Raw genomic sequence first — 24,722 nt, 5'->3', positions numbered from 1 at the left:
ATGCTTGGGGTCGATATTGGGACAACAAGCACAAAAGCAGTATTGTATCGTGAGACGGGCGAAATAGTGGCACAGGAGAACAATGGTTATGAGCTAAGCACACCAGATGTCTCAACAGCTGAGCAAAGCCCGGAAGAAATATTTTTAGCTGTCCGCCTATCCATTAAAAATGTTATGAACCATTCAGGCATTGATCCTGATAACCTATCGTTTATATCTTTCAGCAGTGCCATGCATAGTGTCATTGCCATGGACGAAAAGAATCAGCCTCTGACCCGTTGTATTACATGGGCAGACAACCGTAGTGCCCATTGGGCTAAGAAAATCAAATCAGATTTGAACGGGCATGACGTTTATTTAAGAACAGGCACACCAATTCATCCAATGTCGCCATTGAGTAAAATTACATGGATACAGCACGATAAGCCGGAAATTGCGCAGAAAGCCAAAAAATACATTGGCATTAAAGAATACGTTTTCTATCAATTGTTTGGCGACTATGTAGTAGATCACTCCATTGCATCAGCAACAGGGATGATGAACCTTAAATCATTGGATTGGGATAAGGAAGCCTTGGAAATTGCAGGGATTTCAGCAGACAAATTATCACGTCTTGCTTCCACAACGGAAATATTAACTGGCTGTGATCCTGATTTAGCTAGTGAGATGGGCATTAAAACGGATACGCGCTTTGTTATCGGTGCTAGTGACGGCGTTCTTTCTAATATTGGTGTAAACGCCATCAAGGAAGGGGAAGTTGCTGTCACCATTGGGACAAGTGGTGCCATTCGTACCGTGATCCCTGAGCCAAGAACAGATGCAAAGGGCAGAATTTTTTGCTATGCCTTAACTGAAGATCATTGGGTTATTGGTGGTCCAGTCAATAATGGTGGCATGGTGTTGCGCTGGATTCGTGATGAATTTGCAGCAAGTGAAGTAGAAACGGCAAAACGCTTAGGTGTCGATCCTTATGAGGTTCTGACGAGGATTGCTAGTCGTGTTGAACCAGGCGCAAACGGGTTACTCTTCCATCCATTCTTAGCTGGAGAGCGTGCACCGCTATGGAATGCAAATGTTCGCGGTTCCTTTATTGGATTAACCTTAAATCATAAAAAGGAACATATGGTACGTGCAGCATTAGAAGGTGTCATCTTTAATCTATACTCTGTCTTTCTAGCATTGGTAGAGGTCATGGATACCGATGTAACGGCCATAAAAGCAACAGGCGGCTTTGCCAGATCAGAGTTATGGCGCCAAATGATGGCAGATATCTTTGATCAGGATGTTATCATCCCGAAAAGCCATGAGTCATCTTGTCTTGGTGCCTGTCTATTGGGCCTATATGCCGAAGGGAAAATTGATTCCTTTGATGTGGCAGAAGACTTAATCGGCTATACAAACAAACATGAGCCTGATAACGCACACGCGGAATCTTATCGTGAATTGATGGCCATTTTCATACGCATCTCTAGATCCTTGGAAGATGAGTACGAGCAAATCGCTAAGTATCAAGAAAAGCGTAGTGCGTCCGTTTAGCGACGTACGAACTGCGCCTGGCCATGCCAGGTGGCTCCATGTTGTCACGCAAAGTGGCGGTTTTAATGGAGCATTCCCCGCCGAAGGGAACCGATGTTGACTTTCACCCTCCGGGTATAAGTGCGACTAAGCCTCTGCTTATCACCAGTCGGCAAGTCTTCTTTATTGTACGGCGGTGAAGGAAGTTGCGCTAGTCGCTGGGCGCACGGAGCTAGACAAGAAAAGCGCAGTGCATTTGAGAAAAAACAATAAAACAATAACACTTACTAACTAGATTGGAGCTGAATGTTGTGTCTGTAATGGAAAATCTCACACCCCTTTTTATCGTAGCTTTAGGGGTTGTCGTCTTATTACTATTAATTATGAAATTAAATTTAAATACGTTTATTTCGCTAATCGTTGTCTCGTTTTTAGTGGCTTTAGCATTAGGAATGCCACTTCATGAAATTGTTAGTTCAATTGAAGGCGGGATGGGCAATACACTTGGAGACATTGCGCTAATCTTTGGGTTTGGTGCCATTTTAGGTAAACTCATTTCTGACGCGGGTGGCGCCCAACGTATCGCGCTTACATTAATTAATAAATTCGGGGAAAAAAATATCCAATGGGCCGTCGTAATTGCCTCCTTTATTATTGGTATTGCACTATTTTTCGAGGTTGGTCTAGTATTGCTAGTTCCAATCGTTTATCAGATTGCAAAACAGCTAAAAGTTTCTACCCTTTATTTAGGGATTCCGATGATTGCAGCGTTATCTGTGACCCACGGATTTTTACCACCACATCCAGGGCCAACAGTTATCGCCCAGCAATACGGAGCAAATATTGGAATGGTCTTAATTTATGGTTTAATCATAGCGCTCCCAACCGTGGTTATAGCGGGTCCGCTATTTACCATTGTTGCAAAAAAACTTGTGCCGGATGCCTTCCAGAAAACCGGGGATATTAAATCATTAGGTGAAGTAAAACAATTTGAAATAGAAGACACACCAGGTTTCGGGATCAGCGTATTTACGGCTATCTTCCCAGTTATTCTTATGGCGTTCGCCACGATTATTGATTTGCTGCAAGATGTCTGGGGCGTTTCAGACAATCTATTTTTTGAAATTGTTCACCTGGTCGGGGAGCCAACTCCTGCATTGCTTTTATCAGTGTTGCTAGCTATATACACAATGGGCATTGCACGAAGCATTCCAATGAAAGATGTCATGAAATCTGCTGAAGAATCCATTCGTTCCATTAGTATGATGCTACTCATTATTGGTGGTGGCGGTGTCCTTAAACAAGTGCTTATTGATGGTGGTGTTGGCGATTCTGTGGCAGAATTATTTGAGGGTAGTAGTATGTCACCAATTCTATTGGCATGGATTATCGCTGCTATCTTAAGAATTTCCCTAGGCTCAGCCACAGTAGCCGCATTAACAACAGCAGGTCTCGTGATTCCGTTAATGGAGGGAACAGATGTCAATCTAGCATTAATGGTTTTAGCAACAGGGGCCGGTAGCGTAATCGCCTCACACGTAAATGATGCAGGTTTCTGGATGTTTAAGGAATTCTTTGGTTTAACCATGAAAGAAACCTTTTCCACATGGACTTTACTAGAAACCGTGATTTCCGTTGTGGGTCTAGGCTTCATTTTACTACTAAGTATATTTGTTTAAAGGATGTGTCATAAATTGAATTCAATAGGTGTATTTGGGCTCGGTGTAATGGGAGCAAACCTTGCAAAAAATATGGTGAACCACCAAGAGAAGGTTGCTGTTTATAATTACACGCCGGATCTAACAGAAAATTTCATTGCCGAATTTCCAAATGAAAATGCGGAGGCACATTACGAGCTTGAAAGCTTTATCTCTTCTTTAGAGAAGCCAAGAAAGATTTTCATGATGGTGACAGCAGGCCCTGTTGTAGACTCTGTTATTAAATCAATGATCCCTCTACTCGAAAAGGGGGATATCATCATGGATGGTGGTAATTCCAATTTTCAAGATTCCAACAGAAGATACCATGAACTTAAACGTGCAGGACTTCACTTTTTAAGCGTGGGTGTTTCTGGTGGCGAAGAAGGGGCACTTAACGGACCAGCTCTCATGCCAAGTGGCGACCTGGCAGCATACAAACAGGTTGCTCCAATCTTGGAGGGAATTGCTGCACAGGTTGATGGAAAGCCGTGCTGCACCTATTTAGGGAATGAAGGATCAGGGCACTACGTAAAAATGGTCCATAACGGAATTGAATATGCGGACATGCAATTAATCACGGAGGCTTACCAATTCTTACGAGAAAAGCTAGAACTTAATGTAAACGAAATTGCAGATGTGTTTAAATCATGGAATGAATCAGAACTGGAAAGCTATCTGATCGAGATTACAAGCGAAATCCTTACCCATGTGGATGAGGAGACGAAGCAGCCAATGATTGATGTCATTCTTGATAAATCCGGCTCAAAAGGTACTGGTAAATGGACAAGCCAAAATGCTTTAGATGTTGGTGTACCACTCTCCATCATCACAGAGTCCGTATTTGCTAGATATCTTTCCGGACTAAAAGAGGAGCGCGTTTTAGCGGAATCTGAATTAACGGGTCCATCTATTATAGATGAGGAAATCGACAAAGAGACATGGCTCAACTTAGTCAAGGAAGCACTTTTCATGGGAAAAATTGCGGCATACGCGCAAGGCTTCCATCAATACAAACAAGCATCTGACCACTATGGATGGGAATTGAAACTCGATGAGATCGCGTTGATTTTCAGAGGCGGCTGTATTATCCGAGCTGATATCCTTAATCCGATTAGTGAAGCCTTTAAGGCAGATCCTAACTTACCGAACCTATTGCTTTCCCCTTACTTCAGGGAAAAAGCAGGTAAATACCAAGCGTCACTTCGTCAGGTTACGATGAAGGGCATGGAAAACGGCATGTCCTTACCTTGTTTTAGTGCCTCATTAACATACTATGATGGCTATCGTTCCGCACAAAGTGGAGCCAATATGATTCAGGCACAGCGTGATTATTTTGGAGCCCATACGTACGAACGGAAAGACAAAGATGGAATTTTCCATACAGAATGGTATTAAAGTAAACAAAACTCCCCTAAACAGAATCTTAGGGGAGTTTATTTTGTTTGAGTTACCTTTTAGGATAAGCGTTTTGTAAATTCCTGTAATGTCTGGTTCGTTTCTTTAGCCTTTTCTAAATTTACTGCATGTCCCGCATTTTCTATGATAGAGAAGGTGCCATTCACACATAAAGCTGCGGAGGCTTCTGCATGAGTAGCAGGCCACATCGGACTATACTCCCCTGCCAGAAAATGAATCGGCATGGAAAGACGCTGTAAAAGCTCACGCCAATCGCTGTTCATATGATCAAGAAATAGAGGCTTAGTCGTAGCAAAATCAAACTTTGGCCGTCTTTTCATCTGCACAAGAAGTCTTGGCAACACAAGGCCTTTTGGTAGTTTATAAAATGGGTTTGGAAGTTCACCATCCAAATAGTGGTCAAAATCAATATTTTCTGAGTTATACATTCCATATTCCCAATCGGCACTGTTTATTATTTTCGGGGTCTGGTCAAGAATAAAAGCGCCTCTGCAATTATCTTCCCCATATTGGTTTAAATAGGAAAATATAGTGGATGCCCCCATTGATTGCCCGACAAGAATTGGTTTTATTAACCCTAAATAGTCAAGTAGCTCAGCCAAATCCTGCCCATGTCGCTGCATGCTATGTCCATGAACTGGATTTTCCGAATACCCATGACTACGTCTGTCAAACACAATCGCCTTATATCCAGCTTTCACAACGCTGTTAACCTGTGGGAAAAAGTCCTCTCCTGCACCGCCATAACCTGATAGTAATACAATCGGCTGCCCTGAGCCCTTTGTTGAAAAAGCAAGCTGCACCTGATCACTTGTTGTAAAATGTTGAAAATCCATAACGCTTCCCCTCCTCCTTATTACTAGAATAGCCTTCAATCCTTCTAACCTCAATACATGCATTTAATTTATATCTTATTAAGGTCTACTTTCCCACCAATAAAAAAAGCCAAGAGTCTATAAAAAAACTAGCTCTTGGCTTCTTTGTAATCATCATTTCTATGATTTTAGTAGTAAACTGAAATTTTATTAATATATAGGTTAAACCATACTCGTCTCCGAGAGTGTAATATCCACCTCTTGCCTTTTGCTCAATTAGCCTTTCCCCGATTGAAAAAACAATATGAAAAGCATGTTTGTACTTATCCACCAATCGATAACCTCATTGTCATTCATTCTTCTATTTCCATTAGCTTCTTTTCTTAGATTTTCTATACGGTCGTTTGTGATACTTCTATAAATATCTAAATGATAACACACGGTGATTCCCCCCTTACGTTGTTTTACCTGTTTCTCAACAACTGGGAAGGCTTCAGGTCGGCATGGTGACAGACATATCCCCGAAATCCACTCACTTATAAAAGCAAGCATACTTTCAGGTGGTAATACCAATTATTTCAACTTCTGTTTATAGGGTGTGTGTTCAAAAAATTTTTACCGGACTTTTTGAACAACCTATACTAAAATCACCTTATTTAACGCATTCATCATAATGCAGCCTCCTTTCACCATTAGCTATCGCTTCATATTCATTAACTCACGAAACAACCTTACCAAACAAGGGAAAGAATGGTTATAACCATTCTTTACACCCTCTATCCTTTAGAAAAAATATGGGGTTACTATAAGCAACATGAAAAAGCGTGATGAAAAGATGCCACTTTTTCACCACGCTTTCCTTAATTCAACTCGGCTTTTCCTATGAACGCTTTTACGTTTCATCGCAAATATTACGCGTTTTATATATGATCTTTCGAATGCTGTCTATAGACAAATTGTACATCTGCTCTAGCTCTTCAAGGGAGGTTCCCTCTCTAGACATCTTAAAAATCTCTTCATTTCTCTGGGCAATAATCTCCCGTGAACCGTTTACTTCTCCCCATCCCGCCCGTTGACTTTTTTTCTTGGGAATGTAAATCAGTTCTCCCTGAATATATTTCTGCATTTCTTTCAAAAGGTTAGGGGGAAGAACCTCTTTTCCATTTTTGTATTGCACGGTTTACGTCCTCCTTCAAAAGGTCTCCATTGCTACGGTGTTCAAACAGATTCCAATTAATCATTAAACTTCATCTCCTTTCTTCCAGTTTTTTTATTTCTACTTCTTTGTCTTTAAGTATAATCGACTTTTTCAGTTACGGAAAGATGCTAATTTTCCGAATAATAATGGGATAATAAATGGGATCGCATTATGCGACCCCAAACGTTGAGATTCCCGCTATGCGGAAATCACCTCAAATTCTGCGTAAATCATAATCAGCCTCCTTTCACAAGAGTCTGTCGGTCCGACACCCTTATTAACTCATAGGATATGCTATAAGGGCAAGGGAAAGAATGATTATAATTGTTTTTTGCCAGCAATACTCATGGCGTAAAATAGAAATCCGAGATGTTTTTCTCGAACCTTGTTTGGCCATTTCACCATCTTTTCATTTCCTTATGTTCACTGAACCTTAACGTTTATCCTCCCTTCCAATCAGGGTACTTCTATAATAAAGCGTTATAAATACATGGAGGGATATAATGGAATATATTAATCTTGGAAACTCCGGTCTTCGTGTACCGAAGTATATACTTGGAACCATTCCATTTAGTGGTACAAACGGTTTTGAACCTGCTGGAGATGTAAAAGAAGAAGAGGCCCACAAGATGGTAGATATTGCATTGGATGCTGGCATCAATATGTTTGATACAGCAAACCTTTATTCTCGCGGTGATGCTGAACGGATTTTAGGTGCAGCAATCAAAGGGCGCCGGGATGAAGTGATATTAACCTCAAAAACAGGCTTCCCTCTCAGCGATGATCCGAACGCTCGTGGTGCTTCCCGAATCAATCTAAAAAACTCCATTGATGCATCATTAGAGCGTCTTGGTACAGACTATATCGATCTTTATTTTGTTCACTTATGGGATGGACGTACACCGATTGAAGAAACGGTTGAAACCATGACAGAACTCGTAAAATCCGGAAAAATTCGCTACTGGGGGGTTTCCAACTATAGTGGTTGGGCGCTAGCAAGAACGCTATCAATTGCCGAAAAGCCTGGCTATATCGCGCCGGTTTGTCAGCAAATTTACTATACTCCAGAAGCACGTGAAGCGGAATATGAGCTACTACCAGCAGCGAGTGAAATGGGCATTGGCTCTATGATTTGGAGCCCGCTTGGTGAAGGCCTGCTTACAGGCAAAATTGATCGCAATAACGATGCGCCGAAAAATACAAGACAGGGCGAGGGATGGCCAGAGCCTTGGGTAATGGATGATGAAAGATTATACAACGTCATAGACGCCTTAAAAGAAGTAGCTGAAAAACGCGGAGCGAGTGTTCCGCAAATCGCACTTTCTTGGGTAAAAGATCGACCTAATATTGGGCCTGTGGTCATGGCAGCCCGAAATGAAAACCAATTGCGGGAGAATATCGACTCCTATAAAATAAAGTTAACAAAGGAAGAGCATGACAAGATTGAATCTGTCGCACGTCCGGCACCAATCTATCCTCTATGGCACCGTGTAATGGCTGCCATGGACCAAGGATCGCCTTCTGAAATGCCATATTTAGAAGAATATAAAAAAACATTAGGTATTTAAAAGAAAAGGCATTGGGTATCGACCCAATGCCTTTTGTGTAGCCTTCATTATTCATGTTTATTACGAAGTGAATTGATATGAATACCTAAATAGACTAAACCAATAACTAAAGGAATATACGGAAAGTAATAAACAGACATTTTCATTAACGCTAGAGGCTTTTCAGGAAGTATCCATTCACCATACATGACGATAACCCTAATAATAAAAAACATTAGCAGTGAAGTTGCTATATAAATCGCTGAGATTATCTGATTCATTGACCGTCTCCTCTCTATCCAAATAAACTACTCTAATCATTTCCCCTGAATCAGCATAGTATTTAAAAAAGACAGGAGAGGGGAAATAAGTATGTATTATCCATATGTAAATGCTTATAGGCAAAACACGCCCAACGATCATAATGGGTCAAACCAGGTTATGAAGGTAGTAGGAAATGGATCCGTTTCCGTGCAGCCTAACGTTGCGAATGTAGAACTGGGAGTCATGACAGAAAACGTCTCCCTTCTTGAAGCTCAACAAGCAAACGCCACTGCCATGAACCAGGTTATCGAAGCACTGTTACGATTCGGGGTACCCCGGGAAAACATACAAACCACTAGTTATACAGTGAACCCACGTTATGACTTCATTGAGGGGGAACAAATTCTTAGAGGGTACCAGGTAACAAATATGATTACAGTGGAGATAACAGCAATTGATCAAATTGGGAATATATTGGATGCAGCTGTAGAGAGTGGAGCAAACCAGGTAAACTCTATTCAATTCACCGTCCAAAATAGCGACACATACGAACAACAGGCACTCCAGGAGGCACTAGCCAATGCCTATGAAAAGGCAAACGCGATTGCTACATCTATGCAGGTAAACTTGAACCCCATCCCTTTCAGAATCGAGGAAAGAACAGATACGATGCCAGTCCCTTTTTCTAAACTAGCCTTGTCCGCAGAAGCTGGAGCAACACCTATAGAGCCAGGACAGATTGTCATTCGTGCTACATTGGAAGTGAAGTTTCGCTATTAATTTTCTTAGCTACTATCGGCAAGTGAGAAGCTGTTATCACAAGTCAATCTTTTTCCATTCTTACTGATACAGCTTCTGCATTTTTACATACAGAAGAAAGAAAATGACACCAATACTTGTTACAGAAAATAAAATGAACTTTTCAATAGGCGTTTCAACATGGTCTCCCCCCTAATTAGATGACCTTCTCGGAATGCTAATTCGGACCAAATCTTTCGTTCCATGAAAAATAATATGCAGTACAGCGAGCAATGTAATAATATTGAAAATCGGGCTTACATACAATATCAACCAATCATAAAAGAACTTCGAATCTACTATATTATATGCCACATCACCCAGCTTTTTGCTGTTTGCCTCAAGGAACGTTCCATCTGTCAGAATGAATACAATTTGCATCACAACAAAGCCACCTATTGTAATGACCCACTTTCGAACAAGATTCTTTGGTCCTTTCTCTCTCTTTTTCCTCATTTGCGCACTCCTCTCTATTTGGTTAGAAATCAGATGATGCTTATCACTCATATAATTCTATGCTAAAGTTAATAGTAACGAATAACAACCAGCAATACTTGGAGGCTGACCCATGGAAGAGACCGTTTCATTAAGAGAACTAAAAGCATACGTTGAAAAGAAAACAAGCAAGAAAACGATTCTAAAAGTAATGTGGAATGATCAAGAGAAGATTACCTTGCTGATCACACCAAATATGAAAATTAACTCCTTTATTCTAGACGAAAAAGAAGGTTATGTGTTTTATGACCTTGAAGGGAAACCCATTCAGCAGGCCATTCCCTGTGTGTTACCTGAAGCTGCCGTCATTGGAGCTAAGGTAAAGCTTACGAAGCAGATTAAAATGATGGATCAAGCATTATCCAAGGAAGATATGGCGGCGCTATTATCGTAATAGCTCTATCTAAAGAGAGGCATGGTCACTCCACTGTCTTTCTAATTTGATCTAGAACAACCCTGTACAAAACTTCTGCTGCACCATTGAATCTATCATCTTCTTTTAGCAATGAAAGAACTTATCCCGGAGATCCAAATGATCGTATTGATGGTGGCTTATCAGCAAATTAATTAGTAGGGAACGTATTGATGCGTAGGAGAGATGTCCTTCTCCTAGCAAAAAAAGCATCCATTCCCTCAATAATAAAGGGGAGGATGCCTTTTTCTATTTTCTATTTACTCTTCACCGTATTGGTTTTCTTCAATAAATATAGAAGATATGGTGCGCCGATTAAGGAAACAATGATCCCAGCTGGTATTTCTTTAGGTGCAAGGACAAAGCGACCAAGAAAATCAGCAGATAACAGGAGTATCCCACCAACCGCTAATGTTAACGGCAATAATCGTAGCAATTTAGGGCCGACAAGCTGCCTTGCAATGTGTGGCGCCAATAGTCCAACAAAGCTGATCGCACCAACAATTGACACACAAATAGCCGATAAAACCACACCTAGCACAATCATTAATAATCTTATACGATCTGTTTTAACCCCAAGACCAATCGAAACGGCATCCCCAAAGGACATGATCTCAAACGTTGTAGCCAAGGAAACCACAATAGGAAAAATAATAATCATCGCAATGATGAAGATGATAAAGTGACCCCAGCCCACGCCATATGTGCTACCAGCTAGCCACGTTAGGGCCTGTGTAGCATGCACGTTGGCCTTTACCAGCAAAATCTGAATGATGGCAGCACCAACGGCAGAAATCGCGATCCCCATTAAAAGGAGAATCATAGGTTGGAACCCACTACGTGCACTAATAGCGAGTACGATCCCCATGGTAATAAGGGCACCAAGTAATGCACCGATTGGAACGAATATAAACGGAGCTTGTGGGAAAACGATGATAAACAACATGGCAAACACACTAGCTCCAGACGTTATTCCAAGTACAGAAGCGTCCGCAAGCGGGTTTCGCAACACCGTTTGCATCAAAAGGCCACTTATTGCCATCATCATGCCGACACCGAAGCTAACAAATACACGCGGCACACGGATGTCCCAAACAAATGTGTTATACATGATTTCCTGCGGTAATTCTAGCAACTTCGTAAAACTGGTTCCACCGAAGGATAGACTCGTCATCACAATTAGTAATGTTACAACGGCAAGAATGGGATAAAACAGTTTGTAGCGCGTGATACGTATTTTGCCTTCTAAGGCGTTCCCTGCCGCGCGTGACTGGGAACTCATTTTCAATGCTAAGTAAACAAGCCATGGAGCTCCAACAATTGCGGTCATTGCGCCGACAGGCAGTTCAGAAGTTTGCGAGATGATACGTACTAAAATGTCTGCCGCGATTAACAAGCTGGCCCCCACAACAATGTTGCCAAAGATCATGGTGCGATGCATTCTGAAACCCATTAAGCGGACTAAATGTGGCGCTATAATACCAACAAACCCAATTGGCCCTACAACAGTTACCGTAACCGCCGCTAGCAAAATAGCAATTGCCCAGCCTAGAAGCTTGCTTAATGTAATATTTTGTCCCAGCCCAATCGCTGTTTCATCACCTAATAGTAAAATATCAAATCTTCGACTTACAATAAGTGCTACGACAAGGGTAATCAGGATCCATGGTGCGGCAAATTGCACTCCGCCCCAGTCAAGTTGTAATAGGGTACCTGCTCCCCAAAGGAAAAGCCCTGAAACTTCATTTTGAAACAATAGCTGCAAGGCACTCGTAAACGAGGAAAACAACATCGTGACAATCATTCCAGTTAATGCAATACGCACAGGGTCTAGCGACTTTCCGACAAGGAACGTTACACAGAGAGCGGCTAATATACCACCTGCCATGGTAACTGCAATTGGGGAAGCCCCACTAATACCCGGGAAGAAAATCGTGAAAAAAACAACGAAAAAGTAGGCACCTGCATGGATACCTAGCGTACTTGCACTGGCAAGTGGGTTTTTCGTCATCGTTTGCAATAGCATTCCAGCTACCGCTAATGCAGCACCCGCCAAACAACCAATCACAAAACGGGGCATACGACTATGTAATAAGAAATTCATTTGTTGCTCATCGTGCCAAACCTCTGTCCAAAATGCAAAAAATCCACCTGAAGCTTGTCCCTGGCTCACGTGAATGAGCCCAAGGACAAGAAACAATAGGATACTTCCAATAGAATATAGCGTAGCTTTTACATTCATAGCCTTATTTCACGAGTGCTTCTTCTACATGCTCAATCAACGTCTCCATTGATAAAACACTACCAAATGTCCACACTCCTGCTCCTACATCATACATTGCATCTTCTTCTACAAAGTTTAAGCCGTTCCATGCACTGTTTCCTGACAAGTTGTCAAACAACGGATCATCCTCTTGCACCGTATGGATAAAGAGCGCCTCATCATAGTTAGATACACCTTCTACATTCGCTTCAATAAACCCACTAGATTGTGGTTCCTGATCCTGGATTTTATTGGTTAGTCCTAGACCTTCCAATACATGGCTCACAGTAGAGTTTTCAGTAAACAAGCGGAAGGTAGGTGCTTCATTTACCGTATATGCTTGTGTAAAGACAAAATCCTTCGTTGGTAAATCCGCCGCTTCAATATTCTCGGCTGCTGCAGACATTTTTTCTTCTAGATTCGTAATATGTTCTTCTGCTTCTTGCTCTTTTCCAACTAACTTAGCAGTTTGCTTAAATGTTTTTAACATGTCTGCATATAAATCCCCAATTGCCTCATCGGTGGTGTTTTCATACATAACGACCGGAGCAATTTTCTCTAACTCTTCTTTTAGTTCGCCTTGATACCCCTTCATGCCGATAATGACATCTGGCTCAAGCTTCGCAATTTCTTCAATATTCGGCTCTGTTCTCAGTCCGACCTCTGTTACACTATCATCTAACTCCTCATCAATGGTTACCCATTTATTAAATCCTTCAATATCCGTAACCCCAACTGGTTGTACACCAACAGCTAGTAATTCCTCAACAATACTCCACTCGATTGCAACAACTTTTTGTGGTGCCTCATCAAACTCCTGTTCACCAAAACCATCTTCAATTACAATCTTTTCACTTGCTGTATCTTCTGACTCGGATGAGCTAGTATCCTCTTCATCTTTTTGCATACATCCTGCTAAAACAAGAACCCCTACTAATAACATAAATAAGATCTTTTTCATTTCTTATAACTCCAATTCTGCGTATATTTTTTTGTTTTTAGTTTTAAATGACTCATGATGGGAAGAAACCATCGCTGTTTTAACAGCAGTTGGCTCAATAAATTGCTTTGCACGGTTTACAGCATTCGCTGCATCATGAAACGCACCGGCAATTAAATGAACTTTTCCATCATAATTAACCGCATCTCCTGCTGCAAAAATCCCCGGAACAGAGGTCTCTGCCATGCTAGTTCCTTGAATCCCGAATTCAGGATGCATTTTAATATCCACTTCACTTTGCTGCTGTAAATCGTTTTGACTATCATAACCGTGATTAATAATCACTTCCTCAACTGGAAGCTGTTCTGTCCCATTCAAGGTTACACTTTCAATATAATCAGTACCATTCAACCCTGTAATAACAGATTGATAAATTACCTCTACGGAACTGTTCAAGAGTCTTTCGATTTCTGCTTCATGGCCTGATAGGTGATCCTTACGGTATGTGACATATACTTTTTTCGCAATTGGCTCTAAAGTATTTGCCCAGTCTACGGCAGAATTTCCGCCACCAGAAATCAACACGACTTTATCTTTAAAACGGGCTATAGATTTTACCGTATAATGTAAATTTGTTTGAATGAATTTCTCCTCACCTGCTAGGCCGATTTTTTTCGGTGTAAGAATCCCACTACCTGTTGCGAGAATAACCGTTTTACTGGTATGAGTCTCTCCTGTTTCAGTAGACAATAGGAACCCTCCACCTTGTTGTGAAATCCCTTCCACTTTTGAATTTAGCACAACAGTTGGATTGAAAAGAATAGCCTGTTCAGAAAGTCGAGTAATAAGTTGCTCACCTAAAAGTGGTGGCATTCCTCCGACGTCCCAAATCATTTTTTCTGGGTACGCATGTATTTTTCCACCTAGCACAGCCTGGCTGTCAATGAGTTTCGTCTTCATGCCACGCAACCCACTATAAAAAGATGCGTATAAACCTGCTGGACCGGTACCTATTATGGTTACATCATACATGGGCTACGCCTCCTTCATGCCGTACGAAAGACATATTGGATTTTGGCTAAATGGGCAGACTGTCAGCATCGCCTGAATTTGGAACACATCCTGCAGATTCGGTGCTGTCATCACTTCATGTGGTGCACCTTGTTGTAAGACTTTTCCGTCTCGCATTGCAATAAGGTTATGTGAAAATCTTGAAGCATGGTTCAAGTCATGTAATACCATCACAATGGTTTTGTTCTGTTCTTTATTAAGCTTATCCAGCAGCTGTAAAATATCAAGCTGATGGGCCATATCTAAGTATGTTGTCGGTTCATCCAGAATGACGACTTCGGTATCCTGAGCAAGTGCCATCGCAATCCAGACACGTTGGCGTTGACCGCCAGATAACGCTTCAACTGGACGGGCTTCTAAGTCCGTTAACCCGGTTGCCTCAAGAGCCCAGTCGATCGCATCCAAGTCTTCCTGCTTTTGTTTACCAAACTTTGACTGGTGAGGAAAACGACCGTATGTAATCAGTTCTCTCACCGTTAAACCAGCAGGTGCTTCCGCTGATTGTGGCAAAATAGCCATTTTACGAGCTATATCTTTTGTAGAGGTTCGACTAATGGCTTTTCCATCTAAGTAAATCGCACCACTATTCGCTTTTAATATTCGGGCAATTGTCTTGATTAATGTAGATTTCCCACATCCATTCGGGCCGATTACTGTCGTGATTTTCCCTTTTGGAATAGTAAGGTTTAAAGAATCTATAATAAGTGCATCACCGTATCCGACTTGCACATCTTCTACCTGTATCATGTGTTCACCTCAATTGATAATGATTATCATTACTACTGATACTATAGGTATATGTCTAATTTGTCAATTGAATTCGCAAAGTTTTCACTGTTTTGTAGGAGTTTTCTCACAAATCCGAAAAAGTATCCTTGTTTAACTGGGGAGCTTATTGCAGGCGGGCGCAGTTTTCTCGGCTGATGCTTCCTCGTTCTCGGGCGATACACCCACTCCACAGGCCACGGAGCAAATGGAAACATAAAAAAATCTAGCAAGCTGCCAGATTTTCATTCGATAATCTCTGCCGCAGGAGAATTCTCTTCCAATTGAAAGTCTCCTTCTTCAGGATTAATATAATTCACTTCCAGATAGTCTGACTCCTCATCACTTTCAGTAGCTGCTTTGAACGATGGGAACGAAGTATATTCTTCGTCTTTCCACACCCATATAGCTCCTTTGCCTTCTTCCTTATCAAAGACGTTCCGGGATAACGTATTGTTTTGGTTGGTTGTAAAATAGTTGGCGATAAACAGACGGGAAGATCCTGCAGTGAGAATGTTTTTTTCAATGACGTTATTTCTCGTGTCATGCTGAATTAAAAGTTGCCCACCATCTAGTCCCACCGTGTCATTAAGATACATTGTATTTTGTGAGATGGTAGAATGGATCGTTCCCCCACGTTCCTCGTCATATCCTCCTATTGAAATGCCGGTATAGAAGTTCTCATACACTGTATTGTTCAGCACTTCAATGTTCTCGGCATACTTCCCAGCATGTTCCGAGGTTACTTCTATTCCAATATCACTCTTATAAATGGTGTTCTCTTCGATGATTATATCTTTACCACCGTCCACATAAATGCCACCGGCACTATGATCTTCACCATAAGCTGGATTGCCAAATGAAGAGATGTCGTGTATTTTATTGTTTTTAACAATGCCGTTTCTCACATAATCATCATCAGGTGAAACCCCTTCGTATCCAATTAAATCAATTCCAATATTGTCATTTCGACGAACGAGATTATCTTCAACTCTGAAACCGTCAATATCTCCATTTAGCACGAGAGCTTCACTTGCACCAAGCTTTAAATCTTCTACCGTATTATGCAAAATATTAATGTCGGTCATGGGTCCTGTGCCATAAACTGCAATACCGTGGGCATTTCCATCATCTGAATGGGTCTCCACAGAGCGTACATGGTTATCTTCCAATGTAATATGACTGCTAGTTCCTGTGACATACATTCCCATTACAGTTTCGTCAGCTAAGTCTGTTGTCAAACCTTCAATGGTTAAGCCACGTATGGTCACATGATCTTGATTTTCTATAGTGACAAGGGCAGTATCTCCCTCTTCATTTAGTAGATTCTCACCGCTGAGCACCACTTTTTCTTGCTTATATGGCTGAAAAACAACCGGTCTTGATTTCGTACCACTGTGCTGCACGACAAGCTTTTCCTTATACGTTCCTTCTCGTAGATAAACGATTGTTCCTGCTTTCGCCTCTGTTGCAGCTTTGTTTAATGTACGATAAGGCTGTGATTTGGTGCCATTCTGCTCATCATTTCCATCAGTTGCTACGTAGATAACGCTATCTTTCTCGGCTGTCACACTAATTGTTATACCTATTCCAATAATAATTACTGCTGTAAGAACTAGAATAATTATGGTCTTTTTCATGGTGTCGCTCTCCTTGGTAAGTTACTTCATCTACTTAACTCTTAAATGCAAAATTTCGGCCTGATTTTCCTTTATCATTTAGCCCTGTTTAATGCCATTAAAATAAGTGTGTAAGACATATTCCAAGCTATCATTTATATTAATCGGCATGCCAAATCCGCTCTTTTGCTCTAATGTAGCAAAGCCATGCAGGATGCTTCGCAATCCTCTAATATGATGAATCGTTTCCTTCTCATCTAAATGATAGACTGCCAATACTTCCTTAAATAATTGAACTATTTTATCGCCTGTTTCTTTTACTGCCAGTATACTGCTATCTGACTTAATTAACGTTGCCTCATACAAACCAGGGTGCTTATGGGCAAATGCTATATAAGCTTTGGAGATCGCAGAAATTGCTTCAAGCGCTTCTTTTCCCTTAGCGACTTTTTCCATGTTGTTATATAGGTCGATTATGGCAACCGAAGCTAATTGCTGACGCAAATCATCTAAGCTTTTAATATGGTTATATAACGAAGGTGGACGCACTTCTAGCTTTTTAGCTAAAGCATGCATGGTAACAGCCTCCATGCCGCCTTGGCTTGCTAATTCGATTGCTGCTTCTACTAATTTTTGTTTGTTAAGTCCTGGTCTAGGTGACAATGTAACCTCTCCTTAATCCATTCTTTGTATATTTTTTTCCGCAATTTCTATAGCGTGGCGTATTTGATTTAAGGGATTCTTCAGCGGATTTCCGTGGCCTACAGCCAAGCAGGAAGGTTTATATGCTTCAATTTTACGCGCACTTTCAAGTGCCAGCTCTTTATTCCATGTAGCGATGGCAGGAAACGGAAATGTCCATCTCATTTGTCCCGCTACAGCTATTCCACCTCGAATTTGAAAAGCATCTCCAGCTATCATAGCGTTCGTTCTTGTATCGAGAAAAGACATGGAACCTGGGGTATGACCCGGTGTAGATATGGCAATTAGAGAACCTATCTGATCACCTTCCTGAATCAGCACATCTGGCTTCGTGTTTATCCCATTAGGGACGCCTCCTCGAATTGGTGTTTGGGGCTCATCTGACTCCAAAGCGCGATCACCTGCTAGTAATTTCGCATCCCGCTTGGATATATAAACCGTTACTTTGGGAAGCAGTTCCTTTACATGATCAAGTGAACCCACATGATCGCCATGGCCATGTGTCAATATAACTTTGGTGATAGGCTTTTCTATTTCCTTTGCGGCTCTTACAATCTTTTTCGCACTATACGGTAACGCCGCATCAATAAGTGTTAACTCATTCTCCTCTTCTACTAAGTAACAATTGACAGGAAAGGTTCTCTTTAAGAACATGACAGGATGAAGTTTTTCCATTGTATAACCCCCTTATTATCTATGACGCGTCATTATACGTATTGCTTACTGTTTAAATATGTACAACAACGTTTGGTTAATTACAACAGCTAAGCCAAATATATAAGCACTTGCAGAAAATCTCATGCTTAATAAGACAAAAAAGGCTAACCCAAAGATCGCAACCTCAAAGCCAAATTTCAGCCAAAGTGGTGCATTGACAGTGGAAGCTGGTGCAAAAAACATTCCCCAGATTACTGCAATGATTAGTGGTACTCCAATCCCCAGTAGAAAACTCGTTATCATTCCACTACCTTTTTGGAATCCCCATAAACCAATTGCCACTAGTGCGAGAACTTCTAACAGAAAGCGAAGCATTACATTTAAAACCACAGTGAATCCCCCTTTGCCCATGCAACTGTAAAAGACATGCTAAAAGCTCTAAGCAAGCTTATAAAGTACGCTTATTCAAAAAACTAATGCTGTTAGTTTTATCATATAACTAACAACCTTAGTTTGGCAAGTTTTATTGGAACATACTGATAATCATCTGAATTTCGTTTAAGGCCAAGAAAAATAGGACAGCCATGTTAATGACTGCCCTACTAATAATATTGTTGTATCCTCGTGGTTGTTCGGAATCTGGATAATTAAGAGGCTCTCTAACCCTGTCCTGTTGCTGCTTCCACACTTCAGCCTTATCTAAAAACGAGCCATACTTGCTTAAAAATATACCCTTAATGCTTCCCCAATTTATCTAATACCCAGTTAGCTCTAGCCCCATTCTCGCCAGTACTTGGGGATTTAGTATCTACTCCAGTTAATTCTTTTACCATCATTGTTACAAGAGGCTGCTGGACATGCTGGGGACGGTCAAATTTCCATTGCTGCTCTCCTGCTGCAGTTGTTAATACAACGGGATCATCCCCAAACGTAGAGAAGGTAATTTTTCCTTCACTGCCTACAATTTCGTTTACATCCACATTCTCAAAAGCTGCAAAGCACCAATTTCCTATACCATGTACACCAGAATCAAAACGGTACGTACCTGTCACGATATCCTCAGCCTGGTAATAACCAGCCTGATTTGACGCAAATCCCTGAACGTCTTTGATCGGTCCGAGTAGAAAATCTAAGATATCAAGTGTGTGACTAGCTAAATCGTAGAATAGCCCCCCACCTGACATTGCAGGCTGCAGTCTCCATGGGAGTTCTTCTCCCTTTTTCACTTCATCTGCTGTTTTTTGATACTGTGTACTCGAAACAAAACGCACATCTCCAATCGCCTTACGATCCAATAATTCTTTTATTTTTAGAAAACGCGACTGCGCCCTTCGATAATAGGCAACATATAATGGTACTCCAGCAGCTTTACATGCTTGAATCATTTCATTACATTCCTCGAAATCAATGGCCATAGGCTTTTCCACATAAACCGGCTTCCCTGCCGCGGCAACTTTTAACGTGTACTCCTTATGAGATCCAGGTGGTGTTGCAATATAGACAGCATCTACCTCGGGATCCTGTATAAGCGCATCCGCGTCATCATACCACTTCGGAACATTGTGTCGCTCAGCGTAGTCCTTCGCTAATTCGCCATTACGGCGCATCACCGCTACTAACTCGGAATTCTTCACCTTTTGAAAGGCCGGCCCACTCTTCACTTCGGTCACATTTCCACAACCAATAATTCCCCAACGAACTTTTTCTAATTTCAAATGAACTCCCCCTTGTTTATTCGCCCTCTTTTTGCAGTGAAGTCTTTTTTGTATACAGCTATATAATCATATCTTTACTTGTTAGACTACACAAATAAGCTCTGAATCTCAAAGTACTCCGTCAAAGGTACTTTTCTACCTTCATTATGCCACTTATGATAATCTCTGAAAACTTGATGGATATCATGGTTCGCCTTTTCCTCTACAATATATGTAATAGCGAGGAAACTACGCCAATAATCATACATTATACTGCTCAAGCTCCCTTGATAACTAGCACTGCCAAATTCCTCTAAAGAGCGATCGCCATATTTATCTTTAAACATGTCAACCAGTTCTCGTTCGACATTCGTAATGTTGGTAAACTCTCTTTCATCTAGTAGCAGCTTTCTAGGTAAATACTCGCACATTCCCTCTTCGAACCAGATTCCATCCTCTCGCTCATCATCAAATTCATCCATAAACAAATCTGAGTGGTGTGTTAGTTCGTGACCCACTATTGTAAATATATGCTCTTCCGAAAGGTTTTCATAAAACGTTTTTACTTTGGCGTTCTCCCGTCCCTCTAGTTGATCAACAAATAATCTTCTCCAGTTTGGTAAATCAGGAGAAATATAAATAAGGTCTTTATTTGTAAAAGCTGGGATTGGTACATTGGAAAAAGTAGTGGTCGCCAACTCTTCCGAAGTCCAAACAATCCCTTTAGGTAAATCTCTTAAAGCAAAATCTTTTTCTAGTACTCTTTGGAACTTCACCAATTTCTTACTAAATCGATCAATTATACTCTGATATTTTTCATATTCCTCTTTCTTTTCGAAAGCGTAGATGTGCTTCAATTATTTTCGCCCCTTTCCTTCACAATTTTAACTCTATAAATGAGAATATCTGGCAGCCATAATTTCATATTAATATAATAACCATCGTCGATAAAATCCTTTCATACGCTTTATATTAAGGGAATGTCTTGGCAGAAGCTATGAAGTTATATAAAATTTCTGTAATTTTTTAAAATTCGCCTTCTTTATCTTGTAAATTTTAGTAAAATAGAACCAAGGGGGAGAGTTGATGAAAAAGTTTACGAAGCAAGAAACGAGTTGGATGTACTATGATTGGGCAAATAGTGCTTACTCTATCATTATTACTACTGCCATTTTTCCAATTTTTTATAAAGCACAAGCAACAGCTGCAGGTGTAGAGGCTGCAGATTCTACGGCATACCTTGGTTACACGATTGCTATTTTCACCTTTATCCTGGCAATGATAGGACCAATATTAGGAACCTTTGCTGACTATGAAGGATACAAGAAAAAGTTTTTCTTTGGCTTTTTATTAATAGGTCTGGTTTCCACCTTTTCACTCATCTTCGTTCCTGAAGGAGAATGGTTGCTATTACTGATTATCTTTACCATATCTTCGCTAGGGTTAAGAGGGGCGAATCTCTTTTATGACGCGTTTCTCGTTGACGTAACAGAGGATAAGCGGATGAATAAAGTATCAGCACGAGGCTATGCACTAGGCTATATCGGGAGTGCTATCCCGTTTGTAATCAGTATTGGAATCATTTTGATGGCACAGCAAGAAATTATACCCATCTCCAGTACGACAGCTAGTAAAATCGCCTTTGTTATCACCTTCATCTGGTGGGGCGTATTCTCTATTCCAATGTTAAAAAACGTAAAACAAATCCATGGAATCAAACGCGGTCCGAAACCAATTCGTACAAGCTTTTTACGCCTTAAAAACACAGTAAAAAATATTAGCCAATATAAGTACTTAACTATTTTTCTCATCGCATACTTTTTCTATATAGATGGGGTGGGAACGATTATCTCCATGTCTACCGCATATGGGACAGATGTTGGCGTTAGCTCCACCATATTACTCGTCGTCCTTTTGGTTACTCAAATAGTAGCGGCCCCTTTTGCTGTCTTATACGGAAAACTAGCGGATCGCTTTTCCGCTAAAGCTATGTTAAACGTAGGAATCATTGTGTATACGATCGTGTGTATTTATGGTTATTTCCTTGAAACCGCATTTGACTTCTGGGTTCTTGCCATGCTCGTTGCCACCTCTCAAGGCGGCATTCAAGCATTAAGCAGATCTTATTTTGCGAAGCTCGTTCCAAAGGCTAATGCCAATGAATTCTTTGGTTTTTACAATATCTTTGGCAAATTTGCATCTGTTGCAGGACCTATACTAGTAGGTGCCACAGCGCAAATTACCGGAAAAACCAATGCTGGTATTTTAAGTCTTATCATTCTTTTCATTATTGGCATGATCATCTTAAACTTCGTACCGTCTGATAAGAAGATGGAAGGCCTAAAAACTCCTGAAGTAAATATTTCTTAGTTTAATAGAATTTTTGTTAGAGATAAGCCGTTTATCCGTGAGGGTAGACGGTTTTTTGTTTGTGCTGGGGTGCGCCCTAGGTATCATCACGAAAGTTTGGATGGTGGATACGCGACTTTTAATAGTTCTCACGCGAGTTGTGGTAGTGCCCACGCGACTTTTAATAGTTCTCACGCGAGTTGTGGTAGTGCCCACGCGACTTTTGATAGTTCTCGCGCGAGTTGAGGCAGTGAGCACGCGACTTTTGTAGCTTCCCGTGCGACTTGAGCGTGTTCTTACGCGACTTCAAAACTAAAAGGTTGACGTTACTAAAAGTAACTGCTATGATTATACTGAATTAAAGATAATTTAATTTAAAATAAATGAATTGATTAAAGTAATTTTCCTTGCGGTTGCCAAATGGAACCCAAGATAAGTGCTTTAAGATGGAGGAAGCAATGGGTTTACTCAATAAATTTTTTGGAAGAGAAAAAGAGGAGGAAACAACAATGGAAAAATTAAACATTGGTATTATTCTAGGTTCAACACGTGAAGGACGCTTAAGTCCACAGGTAGGAAACTGGGTACAAGAATTGGCAGACCAACGCGGTGATGCAAACTATACGGTTATTGATCTTGCAGACTACAAATTGCCACTACTTGGCGAAAATGGCGGAGACACTTCAGGTGCAGCTGCATGGGCAGAAGCAATTGCGAAACAAGATGGGTTTGTTTTCGTTGTACAAGAATACAATCATTCTATTACAGCGTCACTTAAAAACGCTTTAGATTATCTACGCGTAGAATGGAACAACAAAGCTGCAGGTATCGTATCCTATGGTTCTGTTGGTGGAGCACGTGCTGCGGAACATTTACGTGGAATCCTAGGTGAATTGCTAGTAGCAGATGTTCGTGTTCACCCAGCTCTTTCTTTATTCACAGACTTCGAAAACGGAGCAGACTTCAAACCGGCTGCTGTTCAAGCAGATTCCGTTAACCAAATGCTTGACCAGCTTATCCCTTGGTCTACTGCATTGAAAACAATTCGTTAAGTATAGTAAGAAACTATCAAAAACCTCTACCCTTTATGGATAGAGGTTTTTTTACGTATCATTTTTTCACTCTCCTATACTACCAAATGGCTAGTTCGCCAGCAAAATCTCCTCCTTTACAAATCACTATATGGAGGTTATGATTTTAACTACCGAACGTTCGTCAGTTTAATCTGGTGTCATAGTCGGTGAAAGGAGTTTACACAATGGTACAGCAATCTTTGTTTAAAAATCGGACTTTCTCTATATTACTTCTCGCTGGGATCTTTGCGATTGTGGGATTCAGTATGTTTCTAACCACAACGACCTGGTATGTTACAACATCACTTAGTGCCAGCTCCTTGGGTCTAGTCTTAATCTCTGCAACCGTCCCCCGTTTAATTATGATGGTTTTCGGTGGGGTTCTAGCTGATAAATATAAAAAATCGCTGATCATGTTCTGGACTAACTTAATCCAAAGCATGCTTTTATTTAGTATTTTCCTTTTGGTCTCCAGCGATAACATGAGTCTTATGCTATTACTTATTTTATCTGGTGTGTTTGGTATGCTTGATGCATTTTTCGGCCCTGCTAGCTCCTCTATGATTCCCAAAATTGTGGAGAAGTGGCAATTACAACAGGCAAACGCCTATTTTCAAGGAATTGACCAGATTTCCTTCATCATCGGCCCCATCCTGGCTGGAATTATTATGGAAGTATCCAGTGTGGCAACAAGCTATTTCGTAGCATCTATTTTCGTGTTTCTCTCAGCTGTTATTATCTTTCCACCATTTGTGAAGGAAGGAAATGTAGAAAAGACGGACCAAACTAAACCTTTACACGATTTAAAAGAAGGAATCTCTTATATTCGCCGTTCATCCTTTTTATTAACGGGTATTCTTGTTTTAATAACACTTAACTTTTTCATTTTTGGTACACTAAATATTGCCTTCCCCCTTGTCGTTGACCTGCATGGTGGTAGCCCAATTAATTTAAGTGCCATGGAAGTTAGCTTAGGCGTGGGAATGATATTCAGTACGATTATCCTTAGTAAAGTTCATATTAAGCGAAAAGGAAGGGCATCTATTATTGGGCTACTTGCTGCCATCCTTAGCTTTTTGATTTTTAGTCAGGCACCTAGCCTTATTTTACTGACAGTTCTTGTCTTCTTTATTGGCTTTTCCATGTCCTTTGTCTATATCCCGTTTTTCACAGCAGTACAGGAAACAACGGATAATCGATTAATGGGAAGAGTCATGAGCATTATTTTCCTTGCCATGAATGGCTTTGACCCGATTGCATATGGGGTAGTTAGTGCTCTTATAACGGTAGGGATTTCGGTAAAAGTGACCCTGCTCACATTTGGTATTGCGGGATTAATTGTAGCGCTTATCATATACTTTAGGGCGCGGAATTATGTGAAAGCATAATCTAGTAAATCTTGAGACACCTTTCACATCGATAGGAGTGG

The 24,722-nt window shown here is 40.8% G+C and carries 24 protein-coding genes; 9 read left to right on the top strand and 15 right to left on the bottom strand.

Going from position 1 to position 24,722, the window contains the following annotated elements:
• From gntK to gnd, 3 genes are all read left to right on the top strand, one after another.
• Entirely contained in the window at positions 1-1,536 is a 1,536-nt protein-coding gene (gene gntK, locus ACTWPF_RS01295; protein ID WP_443148838.1) for a gluconokinase, read from the top strand.
• A 299-nt stretch (positions 1,537-1,835) separates the two neighbouring features.
• Entirely contained in the window at positions 1,836-3,194 is a 1,359-nt protein-coding gene (locus ACTWPF_RS01290) for a gluconate:H+ symporter (RefSeq protein ID WP_238017945.1), read from the top strand.
• A 15-nt stretch (positions 3,195-3,209) separates the two neighbouring features.
• Positions 3,210-4,610, top strand: coding sequence for a decarboxylating NADP(+)-dependent phosphogluconate dehydrogenase (gnd, locus tag ACTWPF_RS01285; RefSeq protein WP_443148060.1), 1,401 nt, complete (start codon positions 3,210-3,212; stop codon positions 4,608-4,610).
• Between the two features lie 59 nt (positions 4,611-4,669).
• Here gnd and ACTWPF_RS01280 read toward each other — a convergent pair whose 3' ends face one another.
• The 3 genes from ACTWPF_RS01280 to ACTWPF_RS01270 form a co-directional block, all read right to left on the bottom strand.
• Entirely contained in the window at positions 4,670-5,467 is a 798-nt protein-coding gene (locus ACTWPF_RS01280) for an alpha/beta fold hydrolase (RefSeq protein ID WP_443148059.1), read from the bottom strand.
• Between the two features lie 255 nt (positions 5,468-5,722).
• A complete protein-coding gene (locus ACTWPF_RS01275) occupies positions 5,723-6,019 on the bottom strand; it encodes a hypothetical protein (protein WP_443148058.1) in 297 nt (98 codons plus the stop codon).
• Between the two features lie 319 nt (positions 6,020-6,338).
• Positions 6,339-6,623 (bottom strand): CD3324 family protein, encoded by a 285-nt coding sequence (locus ACTWPF_RS01270; RefSeq protein ID WP_106898299.1) that lies wholly within the window; start codon positions 6,621-6,623, stop codon positions 6,339-6,341.
• Between the two features lie 524 nt (positions 6,624-7,147).
• On the opposite strand from ACTWPF_RS01270, the gene ACTWPF_RS01265 reads away from it, so the two are divergent.
• Positions 7,148-8,212 carry an aldo/keto reductase gene (locus tag ACTWPF_RS01265; RefSeq protein WP_443148057.1) on the top strand — a complete coding sequence of 355 codons (1,065 nt, stop codon included), beginning with the start codon at positions 7,148-7,150 and terminating at the stop codon, positions 8,210-8,212.
• Between the two features lie 47 nt (positions 8,213-8,259).
• On the opposite strand, the gene ACTWPF_RS01260 is transcribed toward ACTWPF_RS01265, so the two are convergent.
• Positions 8,260-8,472 carry a hypothetical protein gene (locus tag ACTWPF_RS01260; protein ID WP_443148056.1) on the bottom strand — a complete coding sequence of 71 codons (213 nt, stop codon included), beginning with the start codon at positions 8,470-8,472 and terminating at the stop codon, positions 8,260-8,262.
• A gap of 91 nt (positions 8,473-8,563) precedes the next feature.
• On the opposite strand from ACTWPF_RS01260, the gene ACTWPF_RS01255 reads away from it, so the two are divergent.
• Positions 8,564-9,235, top strand: a complete 672-nt coding sequence (locus ACTWPF_RS01255; protein WP_443148055.1) for an SIMPL domain-containing protein — start codon at positions 8,564-8,566, stop codon at positions 9,233-9,235.
• 171 nt (positions 9,236-9,406) lie between these two features.
• Here the strand turns inward: ACTWPF_RS01255 and ACTWPF_RS01250 are convergent, their stop codons facing one another.
• Complete coding sequence (locus ACTWPF_RS01250; protein ID WP_443148054.1) at positions 9,407-9,709, bottom strand: YfzA family protein; 303 nt, start codon at positions 9,707-9,709, stop codon at positions 9,407-9,409.
• A gap of 112 nt (positions 9,710-9,821) precedes the next feature.
• On the opposite strand from ACTWPF_RS01250, the gene ACTWPF_RS01245 reads away from it, so the two are divergent.
• The gene (locus ACTWPF_RS01245; RefSeq protein WP_443148053.1) at positions 9,822-10,142 is read left to right on the top strand and encodes a hypothetical protein; all 321 of its coding nucleotides are present in this window, start codon (positions 9,822-9,824) and stop codon (positions 10,140-10,142) included.
• Between the two features lie 274 nt (positions 10,143-10,416).
• Here the strand turns inward: ACTWPF_RS01245 and ACTWPF_RS01240 are convergent, their stop codons facing one another.
• The 10 genes from ACTWPF_RS01240 to ACTWPF_RS01195 form a co-directional block, all read right to left on the bottom strand.
• Positions 10,417-12,402, bottom strand: coding sequence for an iron ABC transporter permease (locus ACTWPF_RS01240; protein ID WP_443148052.1), 1,986 nt, complete (start codon positions 12,400-12,402; stop codon positions 10,417-10,419).
• 4 nt (positions 12,403-12,406) lie between these two features.
• Entirely contained in the window at positions 12,407-13,384 is a 978-nt protein-coding gene (locus tag ACTWPF_RS01235; protein ID WP_161464163.1) for an ABC transporter substrate-binding protein, read from the bottom strand.
• 3 nt (positions 13,385-13,387) lie between these two features.
• Entirely contained in the window at positions 13,388-14,395 is a 1,008-nt protein-coding gene (locus tag ACTWPF_RS01230) for an NAD(P)/FAD-dependent oxidoreductase (protein ID WP_443148051.1), read from the bottom strand.
• A gap of 3 nt (positions 14,396-14,398) precedes the next feature.
• The gene (locus ACTWPF_RS01225; RefSeq protein ID WP_161464165.1) at positions 14,399-15,181 is read right to left on the bottom strand and encodes an ABC transporter ATP-binding protein; all 783 of its coding nucleotides are present in this window, start codon (positions 15,179-15,181) and stop codon (positions 14,399-14,401) included.
• 263 nt (positions 15,182-15,444) lie between these two features.
• Positions 15,445-16,839: a DUF1565 domain-containing protein gene (locus ACTWPF_RS01220; RefSeq protein ID WP_443148050.1), complete on the bottom strand. Its 1,395-nt coding sequence runs from the start codon at positions 16,837-16,839 to the stop codon at positions 15,445-15,447.
• Positions 16,840-16,917: 78 nt separating this feature from the next.
• Positions 16,918-17,481 carry a TetR/AcrR family transcriptional regulator gene (locus ACTWPF_RS01215; protein ID WP_443148049.1) on the bottom strand — a complete coding sequence of 188 codons (564 nt, stop codon included), beginning with the start codon at positions 17,479-17,481 and terminating at the stop codon, positions 16,918-16,920.
• 12 nt (positions 17,482-17,493) lie between these two features.
• Complete coding sequence (locus ACTWPF_RS01210; protein ID WP_443148048.1) at positions 17,494-18,195, bottom strand: MBL fold metallo-hydrolase; 702 nt, start codon at positions 18,193-18,195, stop codon at positions 17,494-17,496.
• A 45-nt stretch (positions 18,196-18,240) separates the two neighbouring features.
• Positions 18,241-18,567 carry a YrdB family protein gene (locus tag ACTWPF_RS01205; RefSeq protein ID WP_443148047.1) on the bottom strand — a complete coding sequence of 109 codons (327 nt, stop codon included), beginning with the start codon at positions 18,565-18,567 and terminating at the stop codon, positions 18,241-18,243.
• Positions 18,568-18,911: 344 nt separating this feature from the next.
• Positions 18,912-19,892, bottom strand: a complete 981-nt coding sequence (locus ACTWPF_RS01200; RefSeq protein WP_443148046.1) for a Gfo/Idh/MocA family protein — start codon at positions 19,890-19,892, stop codon at positions 18,912-18,914.
• 86 nt (positions 19,893-19,978) lie between these two features.
• Complete coding sequence (locus ACTWPF_RS01195) at positions 19,979-20,728, bottom strand: hypothetical protein (protein ID WP_443148045.1); 750 nt, start codon at positions 20,726-20,728, stop codon at positions 19,979-19,981.
• A gap of 226 nt (positions 20,729-20,954) precedes the next feature.
• Between ACTWPF_RS01195 and ACTWPF_RS01190 the strand changes: the two genes are divergently transcribed.
• The 3 genes from ACTWPF_RS01190 to ACTWPF_RS01180 all read left to right on the top strand — a co-directional run bounded on the left by ACTWPF_RS01190 (position 20,955) and on the right by ACTWPF_RS01180 (position 24,681).
• Complete coding sequence (locus ACTWPF_RS01190) at positions 20,955-22,241, top strand: MFS transporter (protein ID WP_238017401.1); 1,287 nt, start codon at positions 20,955-20,957, stop codon at positions 22,239-22,241.
• Between the two features lie 437 nt (positions 22,242-22,678).
• A complete protein-coding gene (locus ACTWPF_RS01185; RefSeq protein WP_379552261.1) occupies positions 22,679-23,272 on the top strand; it encodes an NADPH-dependent FMN reductase in 594 nt (197 codons plus the stop codon).
• A gap of 206 nt (positions 23,273-23,478) precedes the next feature.
• On the top strand, positions 23,479-24,681 hold the full coding sequence (locus ACTWPF_RS01180) for an MFS transporter (protein WP_443148044.1): 1,203 nt from the start codon (positions 23,479-23,481) through the stop codon (positions 24,679-24,681).
• Positions 24,682-24,722: the final 41 nt, after the last annotated feature.

Origin of the sequence: Oceanobacillus sp. M65 (assembly GCF_052246275.1) — a bacterium.
GTDB classification, from domain to species: domain Bacteria; phylum Bacillota; class Bacilli; order Bacillales; family Amphibacillaceae; genus Oceanobacillus_B; species Oceanobacillus_B jordanicus.
Note: the sequence above shows the minus strand (reverse complement) of the source record. Positions and strands in the feature narration are given on the sequence as shown.